The organism is Shewanella sp. VB17, assembly GCF_013248905.1.
Taxonomy (GTDB): domain Bacteria; phylum Pseudomonadota; class Gammaproteobacteria; order Enterobacterales; family Shewanellaceae; genus Shewanella.
Genome location: NZ_JABRVS010000001.1, coordinates 4,084,172 through 4,107,330, shown reverse-complemented (window position 1 = coordinate 4,107,330; position 23,159 = coordinate 4,084,172). Strand labels below are relative to the sequence as shown.

Genomic DNA, 23,159 nt, shown 5'->3' with positions numbered 1-23,159 from the left:
CGTCAAATTTGGTAATAGTATGCGCCCTTAACCCGTATTTATACAGGTTTTAAAGGAGGTCGCTCAGTTTTACACAATCTAAACATGCGTGTTTTGTATTTTTGTTTGTAAACTCGACAAATCTCGACTGAATTGACCACGGACCAGTGTAAACATATGTTTACACTTTGATTTACTCTGAATAATACATACCTAATTAATGTTCAGTGTGATGGCTTGAGAATGATAAAAATAAAGATGGGGTAAAAAGTGCAAAAAACACAAATGACGATCACTGACACTTTGGGCTTAGGTTTTATGACCTTCGCGTTTTTTTTAGGTGCGGGTAATTTAATTTTTCCACCACTTGCAGGTTTCTTGTCTGGTGAGAATATGAGTCTGGCCATGATTGGCTTTTTAATCACTGCGGTAACTTTACCCTTGATAACCTTAATTGCTGTCGCCAAGGCAAATGGTAAGATCATGGGATTACTGCCGCCATTAGCTGCGACTATTTTCGCTATTGCTATCTACATTGTTATTGGTCCAGCTTTTGCGGCGCCTCGTGCAGGACTGGTGGCTTATGAGATGGGATTAAAACCTTTTCTAGCCGACAGTAATTCGACCTTTATGCTGGCGGGGATAGCGCTTAATATTTCTCAATTACTTTATTCATTAATCTTCTTTGGTGTAGCGATGTTATTGGCACTCTATCCTGGTAAATTACTTGATTACGTAGGTAAAGTATTAACACCTATCATGTTGTCACTGTTGGTTGTGCTTGCTGCATCGGTGTTTATGGTTCCGGCGACAGAAGTCGGCCAAGCGGTAGGCGATTATCAAGCAAGTCCATTAACTAAAGGTATTTTAGAAGGTTACAATACCATGGATACGTTAGCGTCACTTATCTTTGGGATGTTGATCATCGATGTCTTACGCCGCAAAGGGGTGAGTGATAGTAAAGAGCAAACTAAATATTTAATCCGAGCAGCCTTTGTTGCTGCAGCAGGACTAGCATTTGTTTATATTTCTCTTTTCTACTTAGGGGCTACAGCAGGTGATATTGCGATTGGTGCTGATAATGGCGGGGTGATTTTAACTAATTATGTGAATCGTGAATTTGGTGAGTTTGGACAGTTCTTATTAGCGGCTGTGGTCACTCTAGCTTGTTTAACAACCGTTATTGGTTTGGTTACGGCTTGTTCTGAGTTTTTCAATGAGCTTATTCCTAGTTTGTCGTATCGTGCATTTGTCATCATTATCAGCCTTATTTGTGGGATCGTTGCCAATGTCGGTTTAGCGGAATTGATCAGCATTAGTGTGCCTGTTCTCTATACCATTTATCCTGTTGCAATGGCACTTGTTGCGGTGACTTTCTTAACGAAAAAATTCTCAATGCCTGAATTTTCTCATCGTATCGTGTTAAGTGTCGCATTGGTGTTTGGTGTGATTGATGGACTAAAGGCGGCCGGGTTCGATATGGGCCTGATTGACTTTATGCCTTTACACAATGAAGGAATGGCATGGTTGTTACCAACGGGTTTAACCATCGTGGTTTGCTTATTGGTTAAAAAACCAAATTCTGATCCATTATTGAGTTCTTAGATAATCATTTTTCATTAAGTTGATATAAGATAAGGCGTAGTCTCGTTGAGACTGCGCTTTTTTTTATCATTTTTAAGGGGTCCTTGTTTGACCGAATTTAACCCGATTAAGCCAACAGAAGCATACTTGTCTGATCCTCTGATTGATATTTTTCTTGATGAGCTTTGGTCTAACCGAGGATTAAGTAAAAATACACTGAGTGCTTACAGAACCGATATTTGTCATTTCGAGCGCTGGGCCTTAGGTGCAGGATTTTCACTTGTTGATGTCACACAAACGCTAATTAGAGAGTATTTAGATACGCGTTTTACTCAAGGTTTTGCGCGTACCAGTAGCGCACGTTTAGTGAGTAGTTTAAGGCGTTTTTATGGTTTTCTATTGGTGCATAAACGGATCGATATTGATCCTATCGCGCAAATTAAATCACCAAAACTTGCACGTAAATTGCCAGATTCACTCAGTGAAGCAGATGTTGATAATCTGCTGAATGAGCCAAACCTTGACTCGCCAATAGAATGTCGTGATAAAGCAATGTTAGAGCTTCTTTATGCTACAGGCTTACGCGTGACTGAATTGGTGAGTTTGACTATGGAACAACTAAGTTTGCGTCAGGGGTTAGTCAGGGTTGTTGGTAAAGGCGATAAAGAACGATTGGTGCCTTTAGGTGAGCTTGCTGTCGCTGAGGTTGAGCATTACTTAGTCGCTGCCAGAGGTGAGTTACTAAAGCAAAAAATGAGTGATGTGCTTTTCCCCTCTAACCGTGGAAAAATGATGACCAGACAAACCTTCTGGCATCGAATTAAGCTGTATGCTCTGAGGGCAGGGATTAACACTGACCTTTCGCCTCATACTTTAAGGCATGCTTTCGCGACGCATCTGCTAAATCACGGTGCCGACTTGCGTGTGGTGCAATTATTGTTAGGTCATAGCGATCTCTCTACTACGCAAATATACACTCATGTAGCTAAAGCTAGATTGAGCCAATTACACAGTGAGCATCACCCAAGGGGGTAGTATTGGTGTTTTAGGCAACATTTGACGGTTTTGCTTACAGTTTATATTTGCTTTAATTGCATTGAAACTGTAAGTTTTCAATAGAAACTGAGGTCTACTGTTTTATGACGACTGAACTCACAATATATTGACCTAGATAAAAACAGGATTACCAATGACGTTTACCCGAGTATGCTCTCTGATTTTTGCCGTAGTGATAACGCCTTTTACTTTGGCTGCACCCAACACACAGGCAGATAGCAACACTGTTTTAAAACAAAAACTGGCAGATACCTTAAGTGTTGAGGTTCACTCGTTGCAAGAGTCACCGATCTCAGGCTTATACCAAGCGTTAACTGACCGTGGTGTGCTATATATATCAAAAGATGGCAGCAAGATTATCCACGGTAACATATATGATATAAACAAGGGCATGAAGAATTTAACCGAGGCTGCTATGGCAGGTCCCCGACTTGATATGATGAAGCCTCTTGAAAGTAATATGTTGGTTTATAAAGCAAAAAAAGAAAAGCATGTGGTGACCATATTTACGGATATTAGCTGTGGATATTGCCGTAAGTTGCATAACCAAATGTCTGAATACAATGATTTAGGTATAACCGTACGTTATTTAGCTTTCCCACGTCGTGGCATCCCCTCAGCGAATGCTGATGAGATGGAAGCGGTATGGTGTGCAGATGATCCTCTTAAAGCCATGACTGAAGCGAAAGGTGGAAAGACCGTTAAACATAATAAGTGTGACGCGAAAATTGCAGAGCAGTATAATTTAGGCCAAAGTTTTGGTGTTAACGGCACGCCAGCAATTATCTTAGAAGATGGCAGTATGATCCCTGGCTACCAGCCACCAGCTGAACTGCTAAAGGCACTTGAATCGGTTAACTAGTATGCTTTTTCACCCGTATTGAATAGCCAAAAGCCAGTAGTTTATCGCTACTGGCTTTATTCATTCAATCGTAAGCTGAACTTACGCTAATTAATTCCTACCCCCCAATCTTCTGTAATAAACAATGATTGAATCAAATATAATCTGACATAAGGCTGTAAATACGTGATCCATAAGATTGTTCGCCGAGACAAAGTTGATGACAGCTACCTCCCCAATACCCTTTCACCACTATTAAGGCAGATTTATGCGAGCCGTGGCAGTTCTGTGGAGGATTGTGAGTTAACGCTAAGCCGATTACTTAAGCCTGATACGATGAAGGGATTGCCTAAAGCGGCCGAAATCATTGCTGATGCTATTAAGGAGCAACGTTCAATCCTTATTATGGGAGATTTTGATGCTGATGGTGCTACATCGACTTGTGTATGTATGTTAGCGCTTAAGATGATGGGAGCGAATAGAGTCGATTATTTGATCCCCAACAGATTCGATTTTGGTTACGGGTTAAGCCCTGAAATTGTCGCCGTTGCACACAGTAAAGGTGCAGAGCTGTTGATCACTGTCGATAACGGTATTTCTTCGATAGAAGGGGTTGCAGCAGCGAAGAGATTAGGCATGCAAGTGGTGATAACAGATCATCACTTGCCAGGTAAAACCACACCAGAGGCCGATGCTATCGTCAATCCTAATCAGTTTGATTGTACTTTTGCAAGTAAATCAATAGCAGGTGTCGGTGTCGCTTTCTATTTGATGACAGCATTAAGAGCCGAAATGAGATCTCGTCACTGGTATCAAGAACAAGGGTTAATTGAACCTAATTTAGGTGGGTTATTAGATATTGTGGCGCTGGGCACCGTGGCTGATGTGGTTGCTTTAGACAGTAATAATCGAATTTTAGTTGAAGCGGGGTTACAACGTGTCAGAGCTGGTCGATGTCGTCCGGGGATCACCGCATTATTGGAAGTTGCCAAACGAAACCCTGCTCGTATCGTCGCATCTGATTTTGGTTTTGCTGTAGGCCCCAGACTCAATGCTGCTGGTCGGCTTGATGAGATGGCGTTAGGTGTCGAAACTCTATTGTGTGATGACATGGTGACAGCAAGACGTATGGCAGCAGAGCTTGATGGTCTGAATGCTGAACGTCGTGATCTTGAAGCCGATATGCAGCAGGAGGCATTAAAAAGCTTAGAGTCATTGTCACTTAATGAAGATCAACTTCCATGGGGGATCGCTTTGTTTAAAGAGGACTGGCATCAAGGTGTGATCGGCATTTTGGCTTCACGAATAAAGGATAGATATCATAGACCTGTTATTGCCTTTGCCGATGCGGGAAATGGTGAAATAAAAGGTTCTGCTCGCTCAATCAAAGGCTTGCATATGCGAGATTTACTTGAGTTGATTAATAGCAGACATCCTGGAATGATACTCAAATTTGGTGGTCATGCCATGGCGGCAGGGCTCTCATTACTGAGTAAAGATTTCTACGCGTTTGAACAAGCTTACGATGCTGGGGTAAGAGAATTATTACAATCTGAGCAGTTAACTGGACAACTGACAACAGATGGTGAACTACGCCCTGATGAAATGAATTTATCGATGGCATGGGAGCTTCGAAATGCAGGCCCCTGGGGGCAAGAGTTTCCAGAGCCTCTTTTTGATGGTTACTTTAAGGTTATTCAGCAGCGTATCGTAGGTGAAAAGCATTTAAAGCTGGTTTTAGAGACGCATTGTGGTCAAACCATGCTAGATGCTATCGCGTTCAATGTCGATTTGACCATTTGGCCAGATGCGAGTATTCAGTATGTTAGAGTGGTTTATAAACTTGATGTGAATGAATTTAGAGGGAAGCAAACGTTGCAGTTGATGGTTGACCAGATTGAGGCAATGTAAGAGGGGCGTCATTGTTTAACGATATAAATGCTGTTGATTGACAGTGACCTTGATAATAGCTTATCAAGGTCACTTTATTTCGCTTATTGTGAAGAGAGGTAAACTTTACTTTTTCCAGTAATTATTTGCTGCTGATACTGTTTGAAAATTAATGGCAATAACGTGAGATGAAGCGATCAAATTATCTGCATTCTCAGCATAATCCGGTCGCATTTTTTCTCTTACTTTATCAGATGGTTGAGTGTATTTAACGCCCATTCTCGACAGCTTTATTGCAAGTTCATATCCTGCCTGAGGAGTTTCTGTTATTAAACTGTTTAACCATAAATCACTCATTGTTGTTCCCTCTTTTCTAATATTCTTTTGCCAAAGGAGATAGCGTAGCTATTGCGTCTTGCTTGTAAAAGTGGATCTTGAGATGGTATAAGCCCTTGAGATAATACCATTGGATCATAATTAATCGTATCACATTGGCCATTTTTTTCTGAGCTTAGCGAAATAACCTTGAGTGTTGCAGCTGTTATCTTTGTATGTTCACCCACCCATTCAATGGCAGCATTATCGACCTCATCATCAGGGTTCGCTACAGTGATCACCATATCCCAGCTTACGCCGTGTGTATTGACATTATTTTGCATATTCTCATAAAAGAAATCCGCTTTAGGCTCTAATACGACTAACTGTTTTCTTGTTGGGATAAATGACCACCTTACTGCCGTTTTTTTACCATTTTGATCCACTAAGTAGAAGCTATTAATACTGTTAAATGTACTGCCTTCATATGGGATTAATTTTTTTTCTTTTTTGGCGTTATGTGCGCTGAAGCGCTGAAGATCGGTATTTTTAGCTTTAAATGCTTTTACTGCAGCAGAGCCTTGAGTTTTCGCGAACATTAAATTAGCAAAATCCTCTGGTGTCGATACAGGAAAAAAGTCTAAAGTATTCATCGACATATTATTTACCCCGTCTGAGGTATTAATCGATAATCCCATACCGTACTCAGCGGCTTTATTATCAGGAGCATGATTATTGCCTCCTTTATGTGATAAACGCCCAATGACTGCCGCTTCTTTTAAAAACAATAAATTTGTTGTATAACGCTGCATTGCTTTAGGGTTAGGTATTAATTCACCTTCAAAGCAAAATCCCTTGGTGTGATTACGACGCTTCCCTTCAGTGACACCAAATTTTTTTTCGAATGATGTAACCATATTTTCAGCATTTTGATGAATATTTGTGGCAAAACTGCTTGTGACAAATAAACTAAAACTCAAACCAACGATTGCTTTTATCATAACATTTTCTCCATTCAGTGATTAATGAACATAAAGGTTAGTAAGCTAACTATTAGTGCAAATACTATATGTTTGCTGATTATTGTCAAGTCGTCATTGTATTTTAGGTGATAAAAGATCAGAATTACTCATAACGAAGATTATGGAGTGACATCTTGTCTACTGTTAAATTAGATAATCAGCTTTGCTTTGCACTGTATTCGGCATCCAGCCGCTTAACGAGTATTTACCGATCTTTATTGGCCCCTATCGATCTCACTTATACTCAATTTCTAGTGTTGCTAGCACTCGGAGAAGAAGATAATTTATCGATTACTTTTCTGTCTAAAAAACTGGGGTTAACTAAAGCAACCATGAGTCCACTATTGAAACGACTGGAATATAAACAGTTAATTAAAAGGCAGGTGGTGCAGAATAATGAGCGACAAAAAAATATACAACTAACAGAAATGGGTCAAGAACTGGTAGAAAAAAGTGAATATATTACTCAACAAGCATTTTGTGCGACAGGATTGTCAAAGGAACAAGTCACAGAGGTTATTTCTTTATGTCGGCAGATACTGCCTTGAATATTTATTGGCAGGGATTAGCGGTGAGTATCGTTGGTTAATTTCTTTGCGGGGAGCAGGAGCCTCTGTTAAAAATTTTTTGGCTAAATAGAAAATAAATACAGTGTCGATAATATCACCGACACATACTGGTTTCGCTTAGTGCCCACATGAATACGATTGAGTGACATGTGGGCAATTTATGTTTAGCGATGATTGCTCAGTAATACTATTTGGTCATTTGCGATAGTAGATCTGGATTCTTGATCAGATTCCTTACCCCATGAGCGTGATCTTCATTAAAGACATTCCCTTGGCACCATTTTCCGACTGTCTCAATATTCACTTTAGCGACTTTAGGGCGTACGCTCCATGTCGCCAAGAAAGGAGAAGCAACTTCGTCGAAATCAGGACCCGTTGTTGAACCTTCATATTGAATGGGGGTACCTGTATTACTGGGGATATTGAATGCCTGATGTTTACCATTTTTTACACCGTGTTTTGTCAATTCGGCAAAATCTAATGCGTTCTTATCATTAACGACAACATAAACCTGAGTCTCGACGCGCAACTGAGGATTGTTAATCTTGTCACTTAGGCAAGCGCCTAGTGTAGGGCCTGGTGCGACTTGAATACTTGAGTAAACATAGTGTACTTCTATGGTGTCACCAGCTGACAGTCCACCATGTTTGCTAGGACACATTTGTTCGTTCAGTGGGGTTAATTCTTTTGCAGTTAGCTGACCTGAAAATTTGTAGCCACTTTGATACCCGAGACCATCTCCATTACCTGCATATTTAGTAAATTCGCCGCCTTTATGTTCGGCGTTTTTATGAAAATGAATATTACAGAGGTTCATTGCTGAAGAAGCCGGTGCAGGACTTGAAATTGTGCTGTTACTTCCTGTGTTTGAATCAATATCACGAGGTGACTGTGGGCCAAAACCTTGGTCTTTCGTGTGTGCTGCAAGTGCATCACGTTCATGGATGATGACTTCATCAGAAACGGGAGTATCAGAGCTATGCTCTGTTGCACTTGCATGAATAGGTGCAAGTGATACCGTGATGAGGGCAGCTAATAGTGTTGTTTTCATTGTTTACCTTCTAAATGTTGGTTGAAAATGAGCTTGTTTAGTCTTAGATTTAATTGAGCATTGAGTTTGTAACAGCGACAAACTCTGGATATCGTTTTCAATAATACGTAAACATTATAGGGTGATTTTTAATTATTTTCTGTCCACTTAATAAGGGTAACGCCAGTTGCTCCTGTATAGCAAGGGCTCCATAAAGGATATACCATGATTTACAGTTTATGTATTAACGATGGAATACATTCGTTTTTTTCTTGTATGATTAATTGTTATTTTTAATGCTTTATTTGATTATAGTGCTTCAGCTCTAATGGACTTTCTTGCTCAGCAAGGAACATCACTCTGGTGTCAATTCTCCTTCATCTGGGCCCCAGTTAAGTTTAAAATTATATTTATCTTCTAAACGATGGGCTTCAGGTGTGTCTTTCATTTTTCTAAAATTCCAATATTGTTGCATGACATCTGCAAATAAATCAGGGTGCTGCTTGGTGACGCATATGGAATTTTTAAGTCGTAAGAGTACATAACGTTTGATCGTAAATGGTGGTTTTTGATGTTGAGCAAGCCCTGTTTCGGCTCGAGCTTGAAAGTCCAACATGTAAGCTGCACGTTGGGAAATAAACATATTTACCATATTTATAGGCTGATTGATGGCAAATACTTCGTTGCTTTTTTTAATCAGGCTTTGAAAAAAAAGCTTGCTTTCTTCGGGGACCAAAATATTTTCACCTGTTAATTCGGTGTTTAAATCTATCATTTCTCTAGGTGCTATATCGAGGTTTTGATAAAGGACGATAATGCTTTCAACGGTATTACCTGTACAGCGGTAATGTTTGAGTAATCCGTATTTATTGATCATGAATTGTGCAGTGCTAAATACTTCTAACTTACCTTGTACAGCCATTTTGAAAAGGCGGCTAGGTGGGTAAAATGTTCTATTTTGATTCGGAGCATCTTCAGGATTGGCTAAATCCCAAAGCTCAACAGAGAGGCCTGGTCGTCCCGGCCTAGCTAATGCTGGTTCATATTGAAAAGGAGGAAAGTGAACTAAAAAAGTGTTGATTTTGTCTGTTTGAGCGAAAGCAAGGTTAGCCCAACCGATAAGCATACTAACGATGATCCAAACAGAGAGTATGATGAATCGTCTAACTAGATGAGCACAATAATAAGACATAGGTTTTCTTGTTAAATTGATATAGTTGGATTGTTTCTAGTTTAGTTGAGCGGGTGTTGTATGGCAAAACGCAACATCAAGTATGGTGCTGCTAATGGTTGTTTGGTGATATATTTTGCAGTCTATCTGGTGTCAACTCATCTTCATCAGGGCCCCAGTTAAGTTTAAAATCATATTTATCTTCTAAACGATGGGCTTCAGGTGTGTCTTTCATTTTTCTAAAGTTCCAATATTGTTGCATGACATCAGCAAATAAATCAGGGCGCTGCTTGGTGACACATACGGAGGTTTTGAGTTGTATTAATACGTAGCGCTTGATAGCAAATAGTGATGCTTTATCTTGTTTTAAACTCACTTCGGCGCGTTCTTGAAAATCCAGCATGTAAGGATAACGCTGAGCCATGAACATTTTGGCCATATTCCTCGGTTGGATCATGGTAACAACTTGGTTGCCTTGTGGGATGAGACTTTGAAAAAACAGCTTGCTTTCTTGAGGCAGTAAAATACTCTTACCGATCAGTTCGCTTTTTAAATTTTTTATTTCTATAGGTTCTAGATTGAGGTTTTGATATAGCACTGGAATTATTTGAAGTACGTTGCCCGTGCAACGGTAATGTTTGAGTAAGTCATACCTTTTAATGATGAATTGTACAGGAGAAAATACCTCTAGTTCACCTTGTGATGCCATTTTTGAAATACGACTTGGGGGGTAGTATTGTCGGTTTTGACGATGAGCATCTTGCGGGTTGGCTAGATCCCACAATTCAACAGTGAGCCCCAGCTTCTTTTCAGCTAATGTTGGATCGTACTGGAAAGGCGGAAAGTGGACCAAAATAGTGCTGTACTTGTCAGTTTGCGCGCAAGCAATATTAATCCAACCGATAGACACACTAACGATGATGCAAGCATAGAGTATGGTGAATCGTCTAACTAGGCGAGCACAACAATAAGACATAAGCTTTCTTGTTAAATTGGTATAGTTGGGTTGTTTTTAGTTTAGTTGAGCGAGCGTTGTATGGCAAAACGTAACATAGTGTATGACGCTGCTAATGCTTGTTTGTTGACATATTTTGCGGTCACTTTGTTGTCAACTCTCCTTCATCTGGCTTAAGCATCTCTAGGCAGGCCTTTTTCGATACTGCGGATCACACGCTGGGTTTTTCGATTGGGTGAGTCGGGTGTTTTTGAGAGTTTGAGTTGCTGTTGTGCAATGGCCCAGTCAATATGCTCAATGACCATATCGTCGACTTCGTGGTTTAGATTTACTGAGCTTTTTTTGCTTTCCAAGGCAGCAATGATACTTGTAGATGCAGGGGCATTACCTAGGGCAACGGCTATGTTTCTCAGCCAGCGTTTATGACCAATACGGCGGATTGGACTGCCTTCAGTGATCTTAAGAAATTCAGCTTCACTCCAGTTAAATAAGGTCAGTAACTCAGGGTGTTTAAGTGGGTCTCTAGTGTGAAAGTCATGTTCAAGTGTGAGAGGAGCTTGGCTGTTTATCGGGCAAACAAGTTGGCAGTCATCACAACCATAAATTCGATTACCCATCAGTGAACGAAATTCCTCTGGGATAGCGCCTTGTAGCTCTATCGTCAGGTAAGAGATACAGCGCCTACCATCCACAATATAGGGTTCGACGATGGCGTTAGTCGGGCATGACTTAATGCAGGCAACACAGGTATTACACCCTTGACTGACAGGAATATCGACTGGCAGAGGGAGATCAATCAGCAACTCGCCTAAAAAAAACCAACTCCCTGCCTCTTGATTAAGCAATAAACTGTGTTTACCTGTCCAGCCTAGCCCTGCTTTTTCGGCTAATGGCCGTTCTAAAATAGGCGCTGAGTCAACAAAGGGACGAAAGCTTGGTTTGCCTACTCCTAAGCGGTTCAGTTCACTTTCAATCATCAGCCCCAGCTTTTTAAGACGATGGCGAATGATTTTATGGTAATCACGACCTCCAGCATAGCGGGATATATAGGCGAGATTAGGATCTTTTAAGTTAGTAGCAAAACCTGCTTGAGGCGGCAAGTAGTCCATACGGGCAGATATCACTCGTAGGGTGTTGGCGTGGAGCTCATGAGGACGAGCACGCATCATGCCGTGACTTTCCATATACCGCATATCACCATGATAGTCATTATCTAACCACTGCTGAAGTTTGGGCTCTTCTTTGGTTAAATCAGTATCACAAATACCGACTTGAGCAAAGCCGAGTTCTTTGCCCCACAGCTTAATATTCATCGTTAGTTCGGCTAACTGCTTTGTTGTGAGTGAGTCGAAATGTGAATGAGTAGATATGGAGTCAGACATAAATAAGGCAAGATTTAAGGAATACCTAAGCATGATAGCAGGAATTTATCTGTTTTCTAAATACTGTATTTTATTCATGTAAACTATCCTTTGGTGTTAATGATCTTTTTGACTTCGCTGTTAGTGAAGTGACTGATTTAGATAGTACATAAATTGCTGTTGAATTGATGATTTTTAATGATTTATGACAGAATCAGATCTATTTGTATATTTGTTTGCATTTCATTATAGAGGGAGGTATAACAGCATATTTTATCTATTTACCTACAGGGACGACTGTCGTGAGAATTTTATTGACTGGTGCATTACTGCTCGCTTGTGGCTCAGCGAGTGCTGAGTCTAATTTAGAACAATCCGGCGACATTCTTCATGCCCTAATCCCGTTAGCGGCTTTAGGCACTAGCTTAATTTATGAAGAGGGTTATGAGGGGAGTTGGCAACTGATTAAAACAACGGTTGTTTCGCGTATTGCGGTTGAAGGGCTCAAATATGTTACCGATAAAGAGCGCCCAGATGGCTCTGGCTCGGACTCTTTTCCATCTGGGCACACTGCAGATAGCTTTGCTGCAGCAACGTTTGTCCAGCAAAGGTATGGATGGGAGTGGGCTATTCCAGCCTATATCGGTGCCGCTTTTGTTGGTTATACCCGAGTTGAGAGTGATAAGCATTATGTCGAAGATGTATTAGCAGGTGCTGCAATCGGTATATTATCTGGCCTGTATTTTACTGAACCCTATAAAGGTATTACAATTTCACCGATAGTGGGAAATGGTAATTACGGCCTTTATGTCAGCGGTACTTTTTAGTTGTCATTGTCATTAATTTTAGAGAACAAATCATGATTGATATCTCTCCAGAGTATAAAATTCGCGTTGAGCAAGTGTCGTTTAATGTGTGTAGTGTTGTTGTGCCAATGGATAAGCTCCCTGAGAATTTACTCGAAGCCTACGCAAACTTGTGTAATGAATTACTAGAAGACGGTGATGATAAATTTACCAAGGGGTGGGATGCACTACCCAGTAGTGCTAAAGCTCTGTTGCCACAAGCTGACTTTCATGGTTTTTATATTGCTAATGCTTGGCTGCAATTGAGCCGTGTTGCTCAGGATATTTCAGATATGGCTGATAGTGATGAGGCCGTTTCTGAACAGGAATACAGTGGGATTTTTACTCGTATTTCTGATGAGTCATTAAAAGAAAGTTCAAAGAAGTTAAAAAAATCACGCACTAACCGAGCTTTGCTTAATAGTATGCGGGCGGTGATCGACGGTAAGTAATTGGTTGAATAATACTTTCAATTTTTTTGTAGGTTTATTGTTCTAGCTTGTTATTTGGTTTATTGACAGTTGGCGTTATCTTATCAGTCAGCTGTAGGTATCTGCATCTTGCACTTAAATACCATATATAGAATATAAACTACACCCTATGGATAATCCTTATGCTGTTATCACCATTATAATTTTTGAACTGAGCTAGGTAAGTCTGACAGATGAAAAATATAAAAAGTGGTCAGACATTGCAGCAGTCAACCACTGAGTTATAACCGCAACAGCACCTAACCAAATCAGTAAGTGTAGTGATCAATTTGTCGCTAGAATTCAGTTAAAAAATCACATTTTGCTATGGATGTAGAGATACTGAATGATTCAGTCACACGATGATTTATAAACGTATTTAAGAAGATTGATTAAGCTGAGTAATGCTTACTTACTTTTATTATTTAGATGGTGCCGGCACCAAGAGTCGAACTCGGGACCTACTGATTACAAGTCAGTTGCTCTACCAACTGAGCTATGCCGGCTTATGTTAAGTAAAAGCTAGTGAGTCATCTATTTTGTTGACTCTAGTCGTTTTATCAACTTGCTATTACTGTTTAATATTGGTGCCCGAACCCGGAATCGAACCAGGGACACGAGGATTTTCAATCCTCTGCTCTACCGACTGAGCTATTCGGGCAACTAAGCTAAGTGTTAGCCATCTACTCTAAACGATATACACTCAGTTTATTAACAACCAGTGCCGTTTAAAGTGCGCGTATAATATAGTGGTGTGATTTTTCCTGCAACATCTTTTTGTCATTTATTGACTGTTCGGTTAGTTAGTGCTCAAAAACTAACAATTTTTGTCTTATTTGATTGTAAAAATTGAGTGACTAAACCGCTTGTGATTTCAGTGATGAGAATCAGAGAAGGCGGTGATCCTTGGGGGGTGATATCGTGCCGATTTTACCGAAACGATTGAGTTTGCATTAAAAGATTATGATATGAAGAAGGATCTTGGCCTTACTGCTATTCATGTTAAATTGGATTTAGTGGTCGAAGGAATTAAAAAATAAAGCACATTTTAGTGTGCAATCCATTAAAGAGTGATGACAAACAATTATTGGGCAGCTAACCAGAAGGTTAGCTGCCCAAGATCACTTCTAAGCATTGGTTTAGCCACTCATTGAATCACGAGTTTTCTATGTAATAACTGTTCGACCCTAGACACTATATCAATCGCTTAAATTCTATTTTTTTAAGATGAACTTACTCATCGTCTTTTTGAGGGACGTAACCTTCAATCTCTACGTCTTTGCCTTCGAATAGAAAATTGATCATTTGAGTTTCAAGAAAACCTCTATCTTCGACATTCATCATGCTGAGTTTTTTTTCATTAATGAGCATGGTTTGCTTAGCTTGCCATAACCCCCAAGCTTCTTTACTGATGTTATCAAAAATACGTTTTCCAAGAGGGCCTGGATACAGTTGAAATCCAAGTCCTTCGGACTCTTTTTTCAGGTAGATACAATTTACAGTGCGAGCCATCATTATTCCTTATTTAATACTGAGCCTAAACTTGCCAAAATGCGCTCTGTTGCCGCAGCAAGGCCAACTTTAGGAGGGTTGGATAAGTTATACCAGACTGATGACTTATCTTCCATTATTTGCTTATCATCCCAGCTATCAAGATTGATGAGTACGGGGGTGATATCGAGATGAAAATGGCTGAAGGTGTGCCTAAATCCAGGTAATGATTCTTCTTGTGAAATCTTGATACCCTTTATTTGCATATATTCATCGAGATCTTGACGACTTGAAAATTCTGGGAAGCACCATAGTCCTCCCCAAATACCAGTTGGTGGACGTTTTTCAAGGATGACTTGTTTATTTTTCACTAAAACCAACATCCAAGCATTTTTCTCTGGGGTGATTTTCTTTGGTTTCTTTCCAGGAAATTCATTTTGACGACCAATCAATTGAGCTTCACAGTCTATTGCTACTGGGCATTGTTCACAAGCAGGCTTTGAACGGGTGCAAATTGTTGCCCCCATATCCATCATTGCTTGATTATATTTTTGTACGTCTTGGATGGGAGTTAACTTATCAGTTAATTCCCATAGCTGGTTTTCAACCACTTTCTGTCCTGGCCAACCTCCAATAGCGCTATGGCGTGCTAATACACGTTTAACATTGCCATCGAGTATTGAGTAGGGGTGCCCTAATGAGAGTGACAATACAGCGCCAGCGGTAGAGCGGCCAATACCAGGTAGCGCGAGTACATTGTCAAAATCGATAGGAAATAGCCCTTGAAAATCCTTGTTGATTATTTGGGCTGATTTATGCAAATTCCTTGCTCGAGCGTAATAACCAAGTCCTGTCCAGTAGTGAAGCACTTCATCTTGTGGTGCATGAGCTAATGCTTCAATACTGGGAAACCTTTCCATAAATTTTATATAGTAAGGGATGACAGTACTAACTTGGGTTTGCTGTAGCATAATTTCTGAGACCCAGACTTTATAAGGTGTCTTTGCTTGCTGCCAAGGAAGTTGCTTTCGACCAAATTTGTCATACCAAGTAATAATCCGTGATGAGAAAGAGGCAGTGCTTACTTTTAAGGATTCAGTTGATGTCATATTAAGAGTCGTTAACGCTAGATAATTTTTATGGGCGAAGTCTATCCATCATGGGACATAGAGACAAGCTATGTTTGGTTATCAGGACTAGGATATTCGCACTAGTGTAGAAAATTGGTATACTTCACCGACTAATTCTCAAGCTATTTGAGATCTAGGGCTTGCACTGTTCGTTGAACTTTGGATAATGCTCTATTTTTCTATTTACCATGCCAAGCAAGATAGAGGGCGACAATGAGCGATGTAACAACGGCCGAGTTTAATGAAGAAGGTAAGTACCTTCGTAAAGTCAGAAGCTTTGTTTTGAGAGAAGGCCGCTTAACTAAAGGGCAGGCCACGGCAATTGAGCAACAATGGCCATCAATGGGCCTTGATTATTCTTCTGAGCCACTTGATCTGGTCAAGGTTTTTGGTCGAGAAGCTGATACGGTATTAGAAATAGGCTTTGGCATGGGCGCATCTCTTGTGGAAATGGCTAAAGCGTCACCTGAACTGAATTTTATTGGCATTGAAGTCCATAAGCCAGGCGTTGGTTCGTGTTTAAGTATTGCAGCTGAAGCTGGAGTGACTAATTTACGTGTCTTTCATCATGATGCTGTTGAAGTATTAGAGAACAGTATTTTTCTTGGAACGCTTGCTCGTGTACAGCTTTTCTTTCCTGATCCTTGGCATAAAGCTCGTCATCATAAGCGTCGTATTGTTCAGCCTGATTTTGTACAAACTATCCGTAATGCGTTGCAAATCGGTGGCGTTTTTCATCTTGCTACAGATTGGGAAAATTACAGTGAACACATGCTTGAAGTGTTAAATGAGGCATCAGGTTATAAAAATCAATCTATAACAGGCGATGTTATAGCACGCCCAGCTCATCGTCCCTTGACTAAGTTCGAGGCTCGAGGACACAGACTGGGCCACGGAGTTTGGGACATTATGTTCGAACGTACTGTTTAACTGAGTTAAAAATCATGTTAGACATCATTTATATTTAAGGTGGGAATTACCATGGCAACACGTACTAGACGTTTACGTAAGAAATTACGCGTTGATGAGTTTCAAGAGTTTGGTTTTGATATGAGCTGGACATTTAATCATTCGGTGAGTGAAGCGCAAATAGACACTCTTGTTGATCAGTTTATCGATAAAGTGATTGAACCACGTGCTTTAGGCTTCCATGGAGGTGGTCATAAAGAGTGGGAAGGCATTATCGCGACGCAAGAGATCGGTAAATGTTCTGAAGAAGACCGTATTGCTGTTATTGACTTTTGGAAAGGGCAAGATGTGTCAGATCTGGTTGTTAGTGAGTTATACGATATTTGGTGGAGTTAATGCTTGAACAAGCATTGTTAGATGAGGTGATTGAAAAAGTTAGACCTTTGATTGGACAAGGCAAGGTTGCCGATTATATACCCGCACTGGCAAATGTTAATCCTAATAAATTGGGAATAGCTGTCACCACAAATGATGGTGTAACTATAGGCGCGGGGGATCACCTTGAGCCTTTTTCAATTCAAAGTATCTCAAAAGTTTTTAGTCTGACGTTAGCGCTAACATTATATGATGAGCAGGAGATCTGGTCCCGGGTGGGTAAAGAACCTTCTGGTCAATCGTTCAATTCTTTAGTTCAGGTAGAGTTAGAAAGAGGGGTACCAAGAAACCCTTTTATTAACGCTGGTGCTTTAGTTATCGCCGATTTACTGCAATCAAGATTAGGCGCACCTAAACATAGAATGCTTGAGATTGTGCGTGAAATAAGTGATAACTCTAAACTAGTGTACGATAAGGTCGTTGCGGCGTCAGAATACGATCACAGTGCAAGAAATGCTGCGATTGCATATTTAATGAAATCATTTGGTAACTTTAATAATGATGTGGATACAGTATTGCAAAGCTATTTTCATTACTGTGCTATGCGTATGAGCTGTGCCGATCTCTCAAAAGCCATGTTATATCTAGCAAATAGAGGTAAAACGTTAGCAGGATCCCAGTTAATATCGCCAGTTCAAACACGTCAAATGAATGCGTTACTTGCAACCTCTGGACTTTATGATGGTGCTGGAGAGTTTGCTTATCGAGTCGGAATGCCGGGCAAAAGTGGAGTGGGTGGCGGTATTATTGCTGTGATCCCTGGGGATATGTCTGTTTGCGTCTGGTCACCAGAGTTAGATTTAAATGGTAATTCACTTGCGGGGACTGCCGCATTGGAAGAATTTTGCCAACGAATTGGCCGCTCTATCTTCTAGTTACGTTTATGTGTTTTTATATTAGTTAATTAGCGAATAACTGGTTTTATTCACTAAATAAAATAGCGCTTAGAAAGTGAAAAACTTTGATATACTTACTACTAAATAATAAGCACACAAACCAAGTCTACACATTAGGTCATGCATCTGTCTCTACTACGTCCAAACCACCTCAAGATGCAGAATTATGTATGTTGAGAAGTGGACGAGTTAAAGGCATAAAATTGCTGGGCTAGTTATTCTCATTAAGCCCTACTTGGCTATGATAAGTATTAAATAGTGTGGTAAACACCTTAAGGTAATTTACATGTTAGAACTATTGGAACCCATCGCCATTTTCACTCATGTTGCTCGTGCGGGTAGTTTCAGTGCCGCAGCAAGAAAATTGGGGATTTCAAAGTCCAAGGTGAGCACTCAAGTTGCAGATCTAGAACATAAATTGGGTGTTCAACTTATTCAACGTACCACTAGAAGTCTGAGTTTAACCGAAGCTGGACAGCTACTTTATACTCAGGGTGAAGAATTACTTAGGGATGCTGAACAAGCGGTGGCTAGTGTTCATAATCTTAATGATGCGACTCGTGGGGTATTAAAGGTTGGGATCTCACAATCATTTGGTACTATGCATATTATCCCTGCTTTACCCGAATTTATGGCGACTCACCCAGAGTTAGAATTGCAAGTGAGCTTATTGGATCATAAAGTTGATGTGGTCAGTGAAGGTTTAGATTTGTTATTGACAATGTCTGAACAGCTACCTTTAGGTATGGTTGCTCGTCCACTAATGAAATGTCAGTTTCTGTTATTGGCTTCTCCTGATTATATAGATAAGCATGGTAAACCGGATCGTCCTGAGCAGCTAGTCGATCATAATTGCTTAGTGTATCAGGGCGAATGGCATGAACACAGTGTGTGGCAATTTAAACAGGGTGATGATTTCTGTGAAATAGGTGTTTCAGGGAATTTTAGAGTTGATAATGCGCCAGCATTAAAGTCTGCTGCTGTCAGTGGTTTAGGCATCGTTTACCTTGCTAGTTATTTACTTGAAGATGAATTAGCTAAAGGGACCCTAGTACCGCTATTACAAGATTGGCAACTCACGCATAATCTCCCGCTACAAGCTGTTTACCCCAGAAGAAAGCACCTAGCACCTAAGGTCAGCTCATTTATTGACTTTATAAAGGGACATATAGGCTCACCTCCTTATTGGGATGCTCCTTATGAAGGGGTTTATCCTAAAGGAAAATAGAAATACTGATTGGTATCAACTTTTGATTTAATGATAATTCAAAAGTTGATACTGACATTAAATAATTCAAACATTATTAGTGGCAACATTACCATTCTTAGTTCCCCCCAGATGTTGTCGGGGGATCTCTTTAGAAGGTATTTATCACTGCTTACTAACGCTGCAATGATATCCAGTGATTAACTTGCTCTTCGAGTATATCCAATGGCAAAGGACCATTTTTCAATATAATGGTATGGAATTGTCTGATATCAAACTTGCTTCCCAACGCTTTTTTAGCCTTTTCTCTAAGGGCTAATATTTTTAGCATGCCTATTTTATAAGCCGTTGCCTGCGCAGGCATGACAACATGTCTTTCTACCATTTTTACGGCGTCAGATTTTGCATTGGGGGTATTTTGAACATAATAGTCAATCGACTCTTCACGGGTCCATTTTTTGACATGTATTCCTGTATCGACCACTAAACGGCATGCTCGCCATAGCTCCATCGCGAGTCGACCAAAATCAGAATAAGGATTTGAGTAGAAGCCCATTTCTTTAGGAAAATATTCACTGTAAAGCCCCCAACCTTCAATGTAGGCAGTATAATTACCAAACTTACGGAATTTAGGTATACTATTAAGCTCTTGGGCGATAGATATTTGCATATGATGACCAGGTATACCTTCATGATAGGCTAATGCTTCCATTTGGTATGTCGGCATGGCTTTCACGTCATATAGGTTGGCGTAATACGTACCTGGCCTGCTGCCATCGGGTGATGGTTGCTCGTAGAATGCCTTGCTGGCAGATTTTTCTCTAAATGCTTCGACACGCTTAACTATCATAGGGGCTTTAGCTTTTAGATTAAATACTTCATCAAGACGTGATGACATGCTATCGATAATTTCGACAGCATCATGTAAATAGGCATTACGACCTTGATTGGTCGCAGAGTAATAAAACTGCTTATCTTCGCGCATAAATGCAAAGAAAGCTTGCAGATCTCCTTTAAAGCCAACTTTTCTCATGATCTCGCGCATCTCTTGATGAATACGGTTAACTTCAGTTAAGCCAAGTTCATGAATTTGTTCAGCGGTTATATTAGTGGTTGTGGTGCGGGCAAGGATGTGATTGTAAAATTGCTCTCCTTGGGGGAGTTTCCAGACGCCATCGAGATTATCAGCTTTAGTTTCAAGTTGCTTGAGAAAGCCGATAAGTTGATTATAAGCAGGCTTTACTTGAGTTAATAAAGCTTGTTTAGCTTTGTCTAATAGGGCGTCTTTTTGGTTATCGTTTACGTCTAAGCGATTTATTTTACCTTTGATATCAGACCATAGCGCGCTATCTTCACTTGCATCAAAAGGTGCGCCTGTAATGATGTTTTTACTGCCAACAATCACGAGTGGGAATACAAACTTAGGAGCAATAATGTCTTTCTTGGCTCGAATGTCTAAATTATGTTCAAGCTGTTCAAGGTATCGAGGGATCCCATTTAAGCGACTGATATAGGCGTTAGCATCTTCGATGCTGTTGACTTGATGTTGGTTAATCAAAAATGAGGCTAGCATAGAGTGCCCGCCATCCATTTGATTGACGGGGTAGTCGTGATAGCGCCACTTGTAGTCAGTAATATTGTTTTCTAAGCTCTGTTTGAATAAGTGATAGCTCAAACTGGTTTGTTTATCCAACTTGCTAGAATCAATCTGTGTAAGTTGTTTAAGGTGGCGCCTAGTTCGGGCTAGATCTTGTGCATCGGCATCTTCGTCTTGTTCGTCCCATTTACCGTAATCTGTCTTGATACCCAGAATAGTTTGATATATGGGGCTTGCCATTACATCTTCCATGAACATGGCTTCAAAAAGGGCATTTGCTTTTTCAGACTCATTGATCACTGTTTTTTCTATTACAGGGTCTGAAGTTAATGACGATGGCGGTTCAGGGGATGTTGTGCACCCACTGATAAATGTTGTTAATGCTAAGGCTATTAAGCTGATTTTAGTTGTTATTTGCATGATTAATTAGTCTTATTTTTTAGAATTAATATAAAGTAACAGCCAATCTTAAAGACAATCATCGTTAATATTTTGATTTAAATGTTAGGAAATATTTCTAACAACCTAAATTCGATAGCCTATTTCTTGAAAATAAACGTTAGCAAAATTGAGCAAGCAGTTCATTAACAAACAGTTTTCCCTTCGTCGTTAATTCCCAAAATTCGCTATTCTCAGTGATGAGGTGTTTTTCTTTTGCGGCGCTAATCCCAGAACTTAACACGTCTCTTGAAAGGCCTGTTCTTTGCTCAAATTCACTTTTTGGTATAGGTGACATAAGCCTGAATCTATTCATTAAATACTCAAGAGCGCGATCTGCTGCTATCACTTCTGTGGTCTCAAAGTTGTGATCATCTGCTGCAAGATAGCCTTTTGGATGCTTAATTTTGACGGTTCTCAATATTTTATTATCATCGAGTAATGTTATTTTTCCATGTGCACCGCAACCTATGCCTAAGTAGTCACCAAACTGCCAGTAGTTGATGTTATGTTGGCATTGAAAGCCTGGTTTAGCGTAGGCGGATATCTCGTACTGTTCGTAGCCTAAGTCTGCTAATCTTTGTTGACCTTGCTCGTATATTTTCCAAAGTGCTTCATCATCGGGAAGTTGAGGCGGTCTTGAATGAAATAATGTATTTTGTTCAATTGTCAGCTGATACCAAGAAAGGTGAGGTGGATTAAGTCCTACAGCTGTTTCTATATCAGCCATTGCTTCATCAAAGCTTTGATTCGGTAATCCATGCATTAGATCTAGATTGAAACTCTTATAACCAGCACTAAGCGCCTTTTTTGCGGCTACTTTGGCTTCATTCTCATCATGGATCCTGCCAAGTAGATTCAGTTTGTCACTGGAAAAACTCTGAACCCCGATGGATAAGCGGGTGACACCAGCCTGATAGTAAGCTGCAAAATCATCATGCTCTAAAGTACCGGGATTGGCTTCCATGGTGATCTCTATGTCATCTTTAAATGGAATAACCTGAGAGACATGGGTTAATAATCTTTTTATTTGTGAGGCGTGAAAAAGAGAGGGTGTTCCACCACCGATGAATATTGAATGTAATTTTCGTCCTTGAACATATTGTAAATCATGACTCAAATCGGCAATCAGTGCATTGATGTATTCTTGCTGGGGTAATTCACCATTTTGACCGTGAGAATTAAAATCACAATAAGGGCATTTCTGCACGCACCAAGGAATATGAACATACAAACTTAGAGGAGGTAATGTGAGCATTAATTATCTCTCTTATTGGAGGATATATAGCAAAGGGCATTTCTAGCCACATAAACCGAAGGAATATGAACATACAAACTTAGAGGAGGTAATGTGAGCATTAAATTAATATACCCTGTTTTTGCATTTGGCGAATTAACATCTTCATTGCTTTTCCTCTATGGCTAAGACGATTTTTTTCATCACTGTTGATCTCTGCAGCGGTACAAGTGTGATCATTTGGAATAAAAATAGGATCATAACCATGGCCATTTTCTCCTTTGGCCTCTAAGCCTATGTGACCTTCCCATGCTGCTTGACTGATAATTGGGGTGGGATCTTTGGCGTGGCGCATATAGACCAAAACACACTGAAATCTTGCTGTACGGCCGCTAGCGTTATCTTTTAATGCATTGAGTAACTTGATGTAATTGTCTGTCTCAGCTGCATTTTGACCTGCGTAACGGGCCGAATAGATCCCTGGAGCACCAGCTAAAATATCGACTTCTAATCCTGAGTCATCTGCAATGGCGGCCATCCCCGTGACTTGGGCTGCGTGGCGTGCTTTGATGATGGCATTTTCAACGAAGGTGGTGCCTGTTTCTGCTACCTCTATAACGTTAAACTGACTCTGTGGGAAGACTTCAATCCCATATGGAGTGAAAATCTCTGTGAATTCTTTTAGTTTGCCTTTATTGCCACTGGCGAGTACGAACTTATCCATGAGTTGC

General features: G+C 40.2%; 22 protein-coding genes and 2 tRNA genes. 11 read left to right on the top strand and 13 right to left on the bottom strand.

The features are described from left to right. Positions 1-264: 264 nt before the first annotated feature. The 4 genes from brnQ (at position 265) to recJ (ending at position 5,371) form a co-directional block, all read left to right on the top strand. Positions 265-1,584, top strand: a complete 1,320-nt coding sequence (gene brnQ, locus HQQ94_RS17770) for a branched-chain amino acid transport system II carrier protein (RefSeq protein WP_173296705.1) — start codon at positions 265-267, stop codon at positions 1,582-1,584. Between the two features lie 87 nt (positions 1,585-1,671). Next, positions 1,672-2,598 (top strand): site-specific tyrosine recombinase XerD, encoded by a 927-nt coding sequence (gene xerD / locus HQQ94_RS17765; RefSeq protein WP_217274065.1) that lies wholly within the window; start codon positions 1,672-1,674, stop codon positions 2,596-2,598. Between the two features lie 154 nt (positions 2,599-2,752). Beyond that, entirely contained in the window at positions 2,753-3,481 is a 729-nt protein-coding gene (dsbC, locus tag HQQ94_RS17760) for a bifunctional protein-disulfide isomerase/oxidoreductase DsbC (RefSeq protein ID WP_173295671.1), read from the top strand. A gap of 165 nt (positions 3,482-3,646) precedes the next feature. Further along, positions 3,647-5,371: a single-stranded-DNA-specific exonuclease RecJ gene (gene recJ / locus HQQ94_RS17755; RefSeq protein WP_173295669.1), complete on the top strand. Its 1,725-nt coding sequence runs from the start codon at positions 3,647-3,649 to the stop codon at positions 5,369-5,371. A gap of 105 nt (positions 5,372-5,476) precedes the next feature. Here recJ and HQQ94_RS17750 read toward each other — a convergent pair whose 3' ends face one another. Beyond that, the gene (locus HQQ94_RS17750) at positions 5,477-5,707 is read right to left on the bottom strand and encodes a hexameric tyrosine-coordinated heme protein (RefSeq protein ID WP_173295667.1); all 231 of its coding nucleotides are present in this window, start codon (positions 5,705-5,707) and stop codon (positions 5,477-5,479) included. Then, positions 5,704-6,666, bottom strand: a complete 963-nt coding sequence (locus HQQ94_RS17745; protein WP_173295665.1) for a catalase — start codon at positions 6,664-6,666, stop codon at positions 5,704-5,706. Before HQQ94_RS17745 ends, HQQ94_RS17750 begins: the two co-directional genes overlap by 4 nt. Before the next feature lie 155 nt (positions 6,667-6,821). Here HQQ94_RS17745 and HQQ94_RS17740 point away from each other — a divergent pair, with 155 nt between their 5' ends. After that, positions 6,822-7,235: a MarR family winged helix-turn-helix transcriptional regulator gene (locus HQQ94_RS17740; protein WP_173295663.1), complete on the top strand. Its 414-nt coding sequence runs from the start codon at positions 6,822-6,824 to the stop codon at positions 7,233-7,235. 208 nt (positions 7,236-7,443) lie between these two features. Here the strand turns inward: HQQ94_RS17740 and HQQ94_RS17735 are convergent, their stop codons facing one another. The 4 genes from HQQ94_RS17735 to queG form a co-directional block, all read right to left on the bottom strand. Beyond that, entirely contained in the window at positions 7,444-8,307 is an 864-nt protein-coding gene (locus tag HQQ94_RS17735) for a delta-class carbonic anhydrase (RefSeq protein ID WP_173295661.1), read from the bottom strand. A 334-nt stretch (positions 8,308-8,641) separates the two neighbouring features. Beyond that, complete coding sequence (locus HQQ94_RS17730; protein ID WP_173295660.1) at positions 8,642-9,478, bottom strand: hypothetical protein; 837 nt, start codon at positions 9,476-9,478, stop codon at positions 8,642-8,644. Between the two features lie 91 nt (positions 9,479-9,569). Beyond that, entirely contained in the window at positions 9,570-10,433 is an 864-nt protein-coding gene (locus HQQ94_RS17725; RefSeq protein WP_173295658.1) for a hypothetical protein, read from the bottom strand. Between the two features lie 152 nt (positions 10,434-10,585). Then, positions 10,586-11,794 (bottom strand): tRNA epoxyqueuosine(34) reductase QueG, encoded by a 1,209-nt coding sequence (gene queG / locus HQQ94_RS17720; protein ID WP_173295657.1) that lies wholly within the window; start codon positions 11,792-11,794, stop codon positions 10,586-10,588. A gap of 281 nt (positions 11,795-12,075) precedes the next feature. Between queG and HQQ94_RS17715 the strand changes: the two genes are divergently transcribed. Next, positions 12,076-12,600 (top strand): phosphatase PAP2 family protein, encoded by a 525-nt coding sequence (locus HQQ94_RS17715; protein WP_173295656.1) that lies wholly within the window; start codon positions 12,076-12,078, stop codon positions 12,598-12,600. 32 nt (positions 12,601-12,632) lie between these two features. After that, entirely contained in the window at positions 12,633-13,070 is a 438-nt protein-coding gene (locus tag HQQ94_RS17710; protein ID WP_173295655.1) for a DUF3069 domain-containing protein, read from the top strand. Between the two features lie 448 nt (positions 13,071-13,518). Here the strand turns inward: HQQ94_RS17710 and HQQ94_RS17705 are convergent. The 4 genes from HQQ94_RS17705 to mutY all read right to left on the bottom strand — a co-directional run bounded on the left by HQQ94_RS17705 (position 13,519) and on the right by mutY (position 15,688). Continuing rightward, positions 13,519-13,594, bottom strand: a tRNA-Thr gene (locus tag HQQ94_RS17705). A 79-nt stretch (positions 13,595-13,673) separates the two neighbouring features. Beyond that, positions 13,674-13,749: transfer RNA gene (locus tag HQQ94_RS17700), tRNA-Phe, on the bottom strand. Positions 13,750-14,321: 572 nt separating this feature from the next. Next, the gene (locus tag HQQ94_RS17695) at positions 14,322-14,600 is read right to left on the bottom strand and encodes an oxidative damage protection protein (protein WP_173295654.1); all 279 of its coding nucleotides are present in this window, start codon (positions 14,598-14,600) and stop codon (positions 14,322-14,324) included. 2 nt (positions 14,601-14,602) lie between these two features. Continuing rightward, the gene (gene mutY, locus HQQ94_RS17690; protein ID WP_173295653.1) at positions 14,603-15,688 is read right to left on the bottom strand and encodes an A/G-specific adenine glycosylase; all 1,086 of its coding nucleotides are present in this window, start codon (positions 15,686-15,688) and stop codon (positions 14,603-14,605) included. Between the two features lie 234 nt (positions 15,689-15,922). On the opposite strand from mutY, the gene trmB reads away from it, so the two are divergent. The 4 genes from trmB to HQQ94_RS17670 all read left to right on the top strand — a co-directional run bounded on the left by trmB (position 15,923) and on the right by HQQ94_RS17670 (position 19,177). Continuing rightward, positions 15,923-16,639, top strand: coding sequence for a tRNA (guanosine(46)-N7)-methyltransferase TrmB (trmB, locus tag HQQ94_RS17685; protein WP_173295652.1), 717 nt, complete (start codon positions 15,923-15,925; stop codon positions 16,637-16,639). A gap of 51 nt (positions 16,640-16,690) precedes the next feature. Further along, entirely contained in the window at positions 16,691-17,014 is a 324-nt protein-coding gene (locus tag HQQ94_RS17680) for a 50S ribosome-binding protein YggL (RefSeq protein ID WP_173295651.1), read from the top strand. Beyond that, positions 17,014-17,928, top strand: a complete 915-nt coding sequence (gene glsB, locus HQQ94_RS17675) for a glutaminase B (RefSeq protein WP_173295650.1) — start codon at positions 17,014-17,016, stop codon at positions 17,926-17,928. The genes HQQ94_RS17680 and glsB overlap by 1 nt, the downstream gene beginning before the upstream one ends. A 307-nt stretch (positions 17,929-18,235) precedes the next feature. After that, a complete protein-coding gene (locus tag HQQ94_RS17670; protein WP_173295649.1) occupies positions 18,236-19,177 on the top strand; it encodes a LysR family transcriptional regulator in 942 nt (313 codons plus the stop codon). A 154-nt stretch (positions 19,178-19,331) separates the two neighbouring features. Here HQQ94_RS17670 and HQQ94_RS17665 read toward each other — a convergent pair whose 3' ends face one another. The 3 genes from HQQ94_RS17665 to rdgB all read right to left on the bottom strand — a co-directional run bounded on the left by HQQ94_RS17665 (position 19,332) and on the right by rdgB (position 23,152). Further along, the gene (locus HQQ94_RS17665; protein ID WP_173295648.1) at positions 19,332-21,173 is read right to left on the bottom strand and encodes a DUF885 family protein; all 1,842 of its coding nucleotides are present in this window, start codon (positions 21,171-21,173) and stop codon (positions 19,332-19,334) included. A gap of 139 nt (positions 21,174-21,312) precedes the next feature. Beyond that, positions 21,313-22,449, bottom strand: coding sequence for a radical SAM family heme chaperone HemW (gene hemW / locus HQQ94_RS17660; protein ID WP_173295647.1), 1,137 nt, complete (start codon positions 22,447-22,449; stop codon positions 21,313-21,315). 100 nt (positions 22,450-22,549) lie between these two features. Then, positions 22,550-23,152: an RdgB/HAM1 family non-canonical purine NTP pyrophosphatase gene (gene rdgB / locus HQQ94_RS17655; protein WP_173295646.1), complete on the bottom strand. Its 603-nt coding sequence runs from the start codon at positions 23,150-23,152 to the stop codon at positions 22,550-22,552. Positions 23,153-23,159: the final 7 nt, after the last annotated feature.

Bases quoted from the DNA above. Each gene is read 5' to 3' on its own strand.
- HQQ94_RS17735 (WP_173295661.1), bottom strand. From the start codon at position 8,307: ATGAAAACAACACTATTAGCTGCCCTCATCACGGTATCACTTGCACCT.
- HQQ94_RS17725 (WP_173295658.1), bottom strand. From the start codon at position 10,433: ATGTCTTATTGTTGTGCTCGCCTAGTTAGACGATTCACCATACTCTAT.
- HQQ94_RS17680 (WP_173295651.1), top strand. From the start codon at position 16,691: ATGGCAACACGTACTAGACGTTTACGTAAGAAATTACGCGTTGATGAG.
- hemW (WP_173295647.1), bottom strand. From the start codon at position 22,449: ATGCTCACATTACCTCCTCTAAGTTTGTATGTTCATATTCCTTGGTGC.
- HQQ94_RS17670 (WP_173295649.1), top strand. From the start codon at position 18,236: ATGTTAGAACTATTGGAACCCATCGCCATTTTCACTCATGTTGCTCGT.
- HQQ94_RS17750 (WP_173295667.1), bottom strand. From the start codon at position 5,707: ATGAGTGATTTATGGTTAAACAGTTTAATAACAGAAACTCCTCAGGCA.
- brnQ (WP_173296705.1), top strand. From the start codon at position 265: ATGACGATCACTGACACTTTGGGCTTAGGTTTTATGACCTTCGCGTTT.
- HQQ94_RS17710 (WP_173295655.1), top strand. From the start codon at position 12,633: ATGATTGATATCTCTCCAGAGTATAAAATTCGCGTTGAGCAAGTGTCG.
- HQQ94_RS17745 (WP_173295665.1), bottom strand. From the start codon at position 6,666: ATGATAAAAGCAATCGTTGGTTTGAGTTTTAGTTTATTTGTCACAAGC.
- HQQ94_RS17730 (WP_173295660.1), bottom strand. From the start codon at position 9,478: ATGTCTTATTATTGTGCTCATCTAGTTAGACGATTCATCATACTCTCT.
- HQQ94_RS17695 (WP_173295654.1), bottom strand. From the start codon at position 14,600: ATGGCTCGCACTGTAAATTGTATCTACCTGAAAAAAGAGTCCGAAGGA.
- queG (WP_173295657.1), bottom strand. From the start codon at position 11,794: ATGTCTGACTCCATATCTACTCATTCACATTTCGACTCACTCACAACA.
- mutY (WP_173295653.1), bottom strand. From the start codon at position 15,688: ATGACATCAACTGAATCCTTAAAAGTAAGCACTGCCTCTTTCTCATCA.
- glsB (WP_173295650.1), top strand. From the start codon at position 17,014: ATGCTTGAACAAGCATTGTTAGATGAGGTGATTGAAAAAGTTAGACCT.
- HQQ94_RS17665 (WP_173295648.1), bottom strand. From the start codon at position 21,173: ATGCAAATAACAACTAAAATCAGCTTAATAGCCTTAGCATTAACAACA.
- dsbC (WP_173295671.1), top strand. From the start codon at position 2,753: ATGACGTTTACCCGAGTATGCTCTCTGATTTTTGCCGTAGTGATAACG.
- rdgB (WP_173295646.1), bottom strand. From the start codon at position 23,152: ATGGATAAGTTCGTACTCGCCAGTGGCAATAAAGGCAAACTAAAAGAA.
- trmB (WP_173295652.1), top strand. From the start codon at position 15,923: ATGAGCGATGTAACAACGGCCGAGTTTAATGAAGAAGGTAAGTACCTT.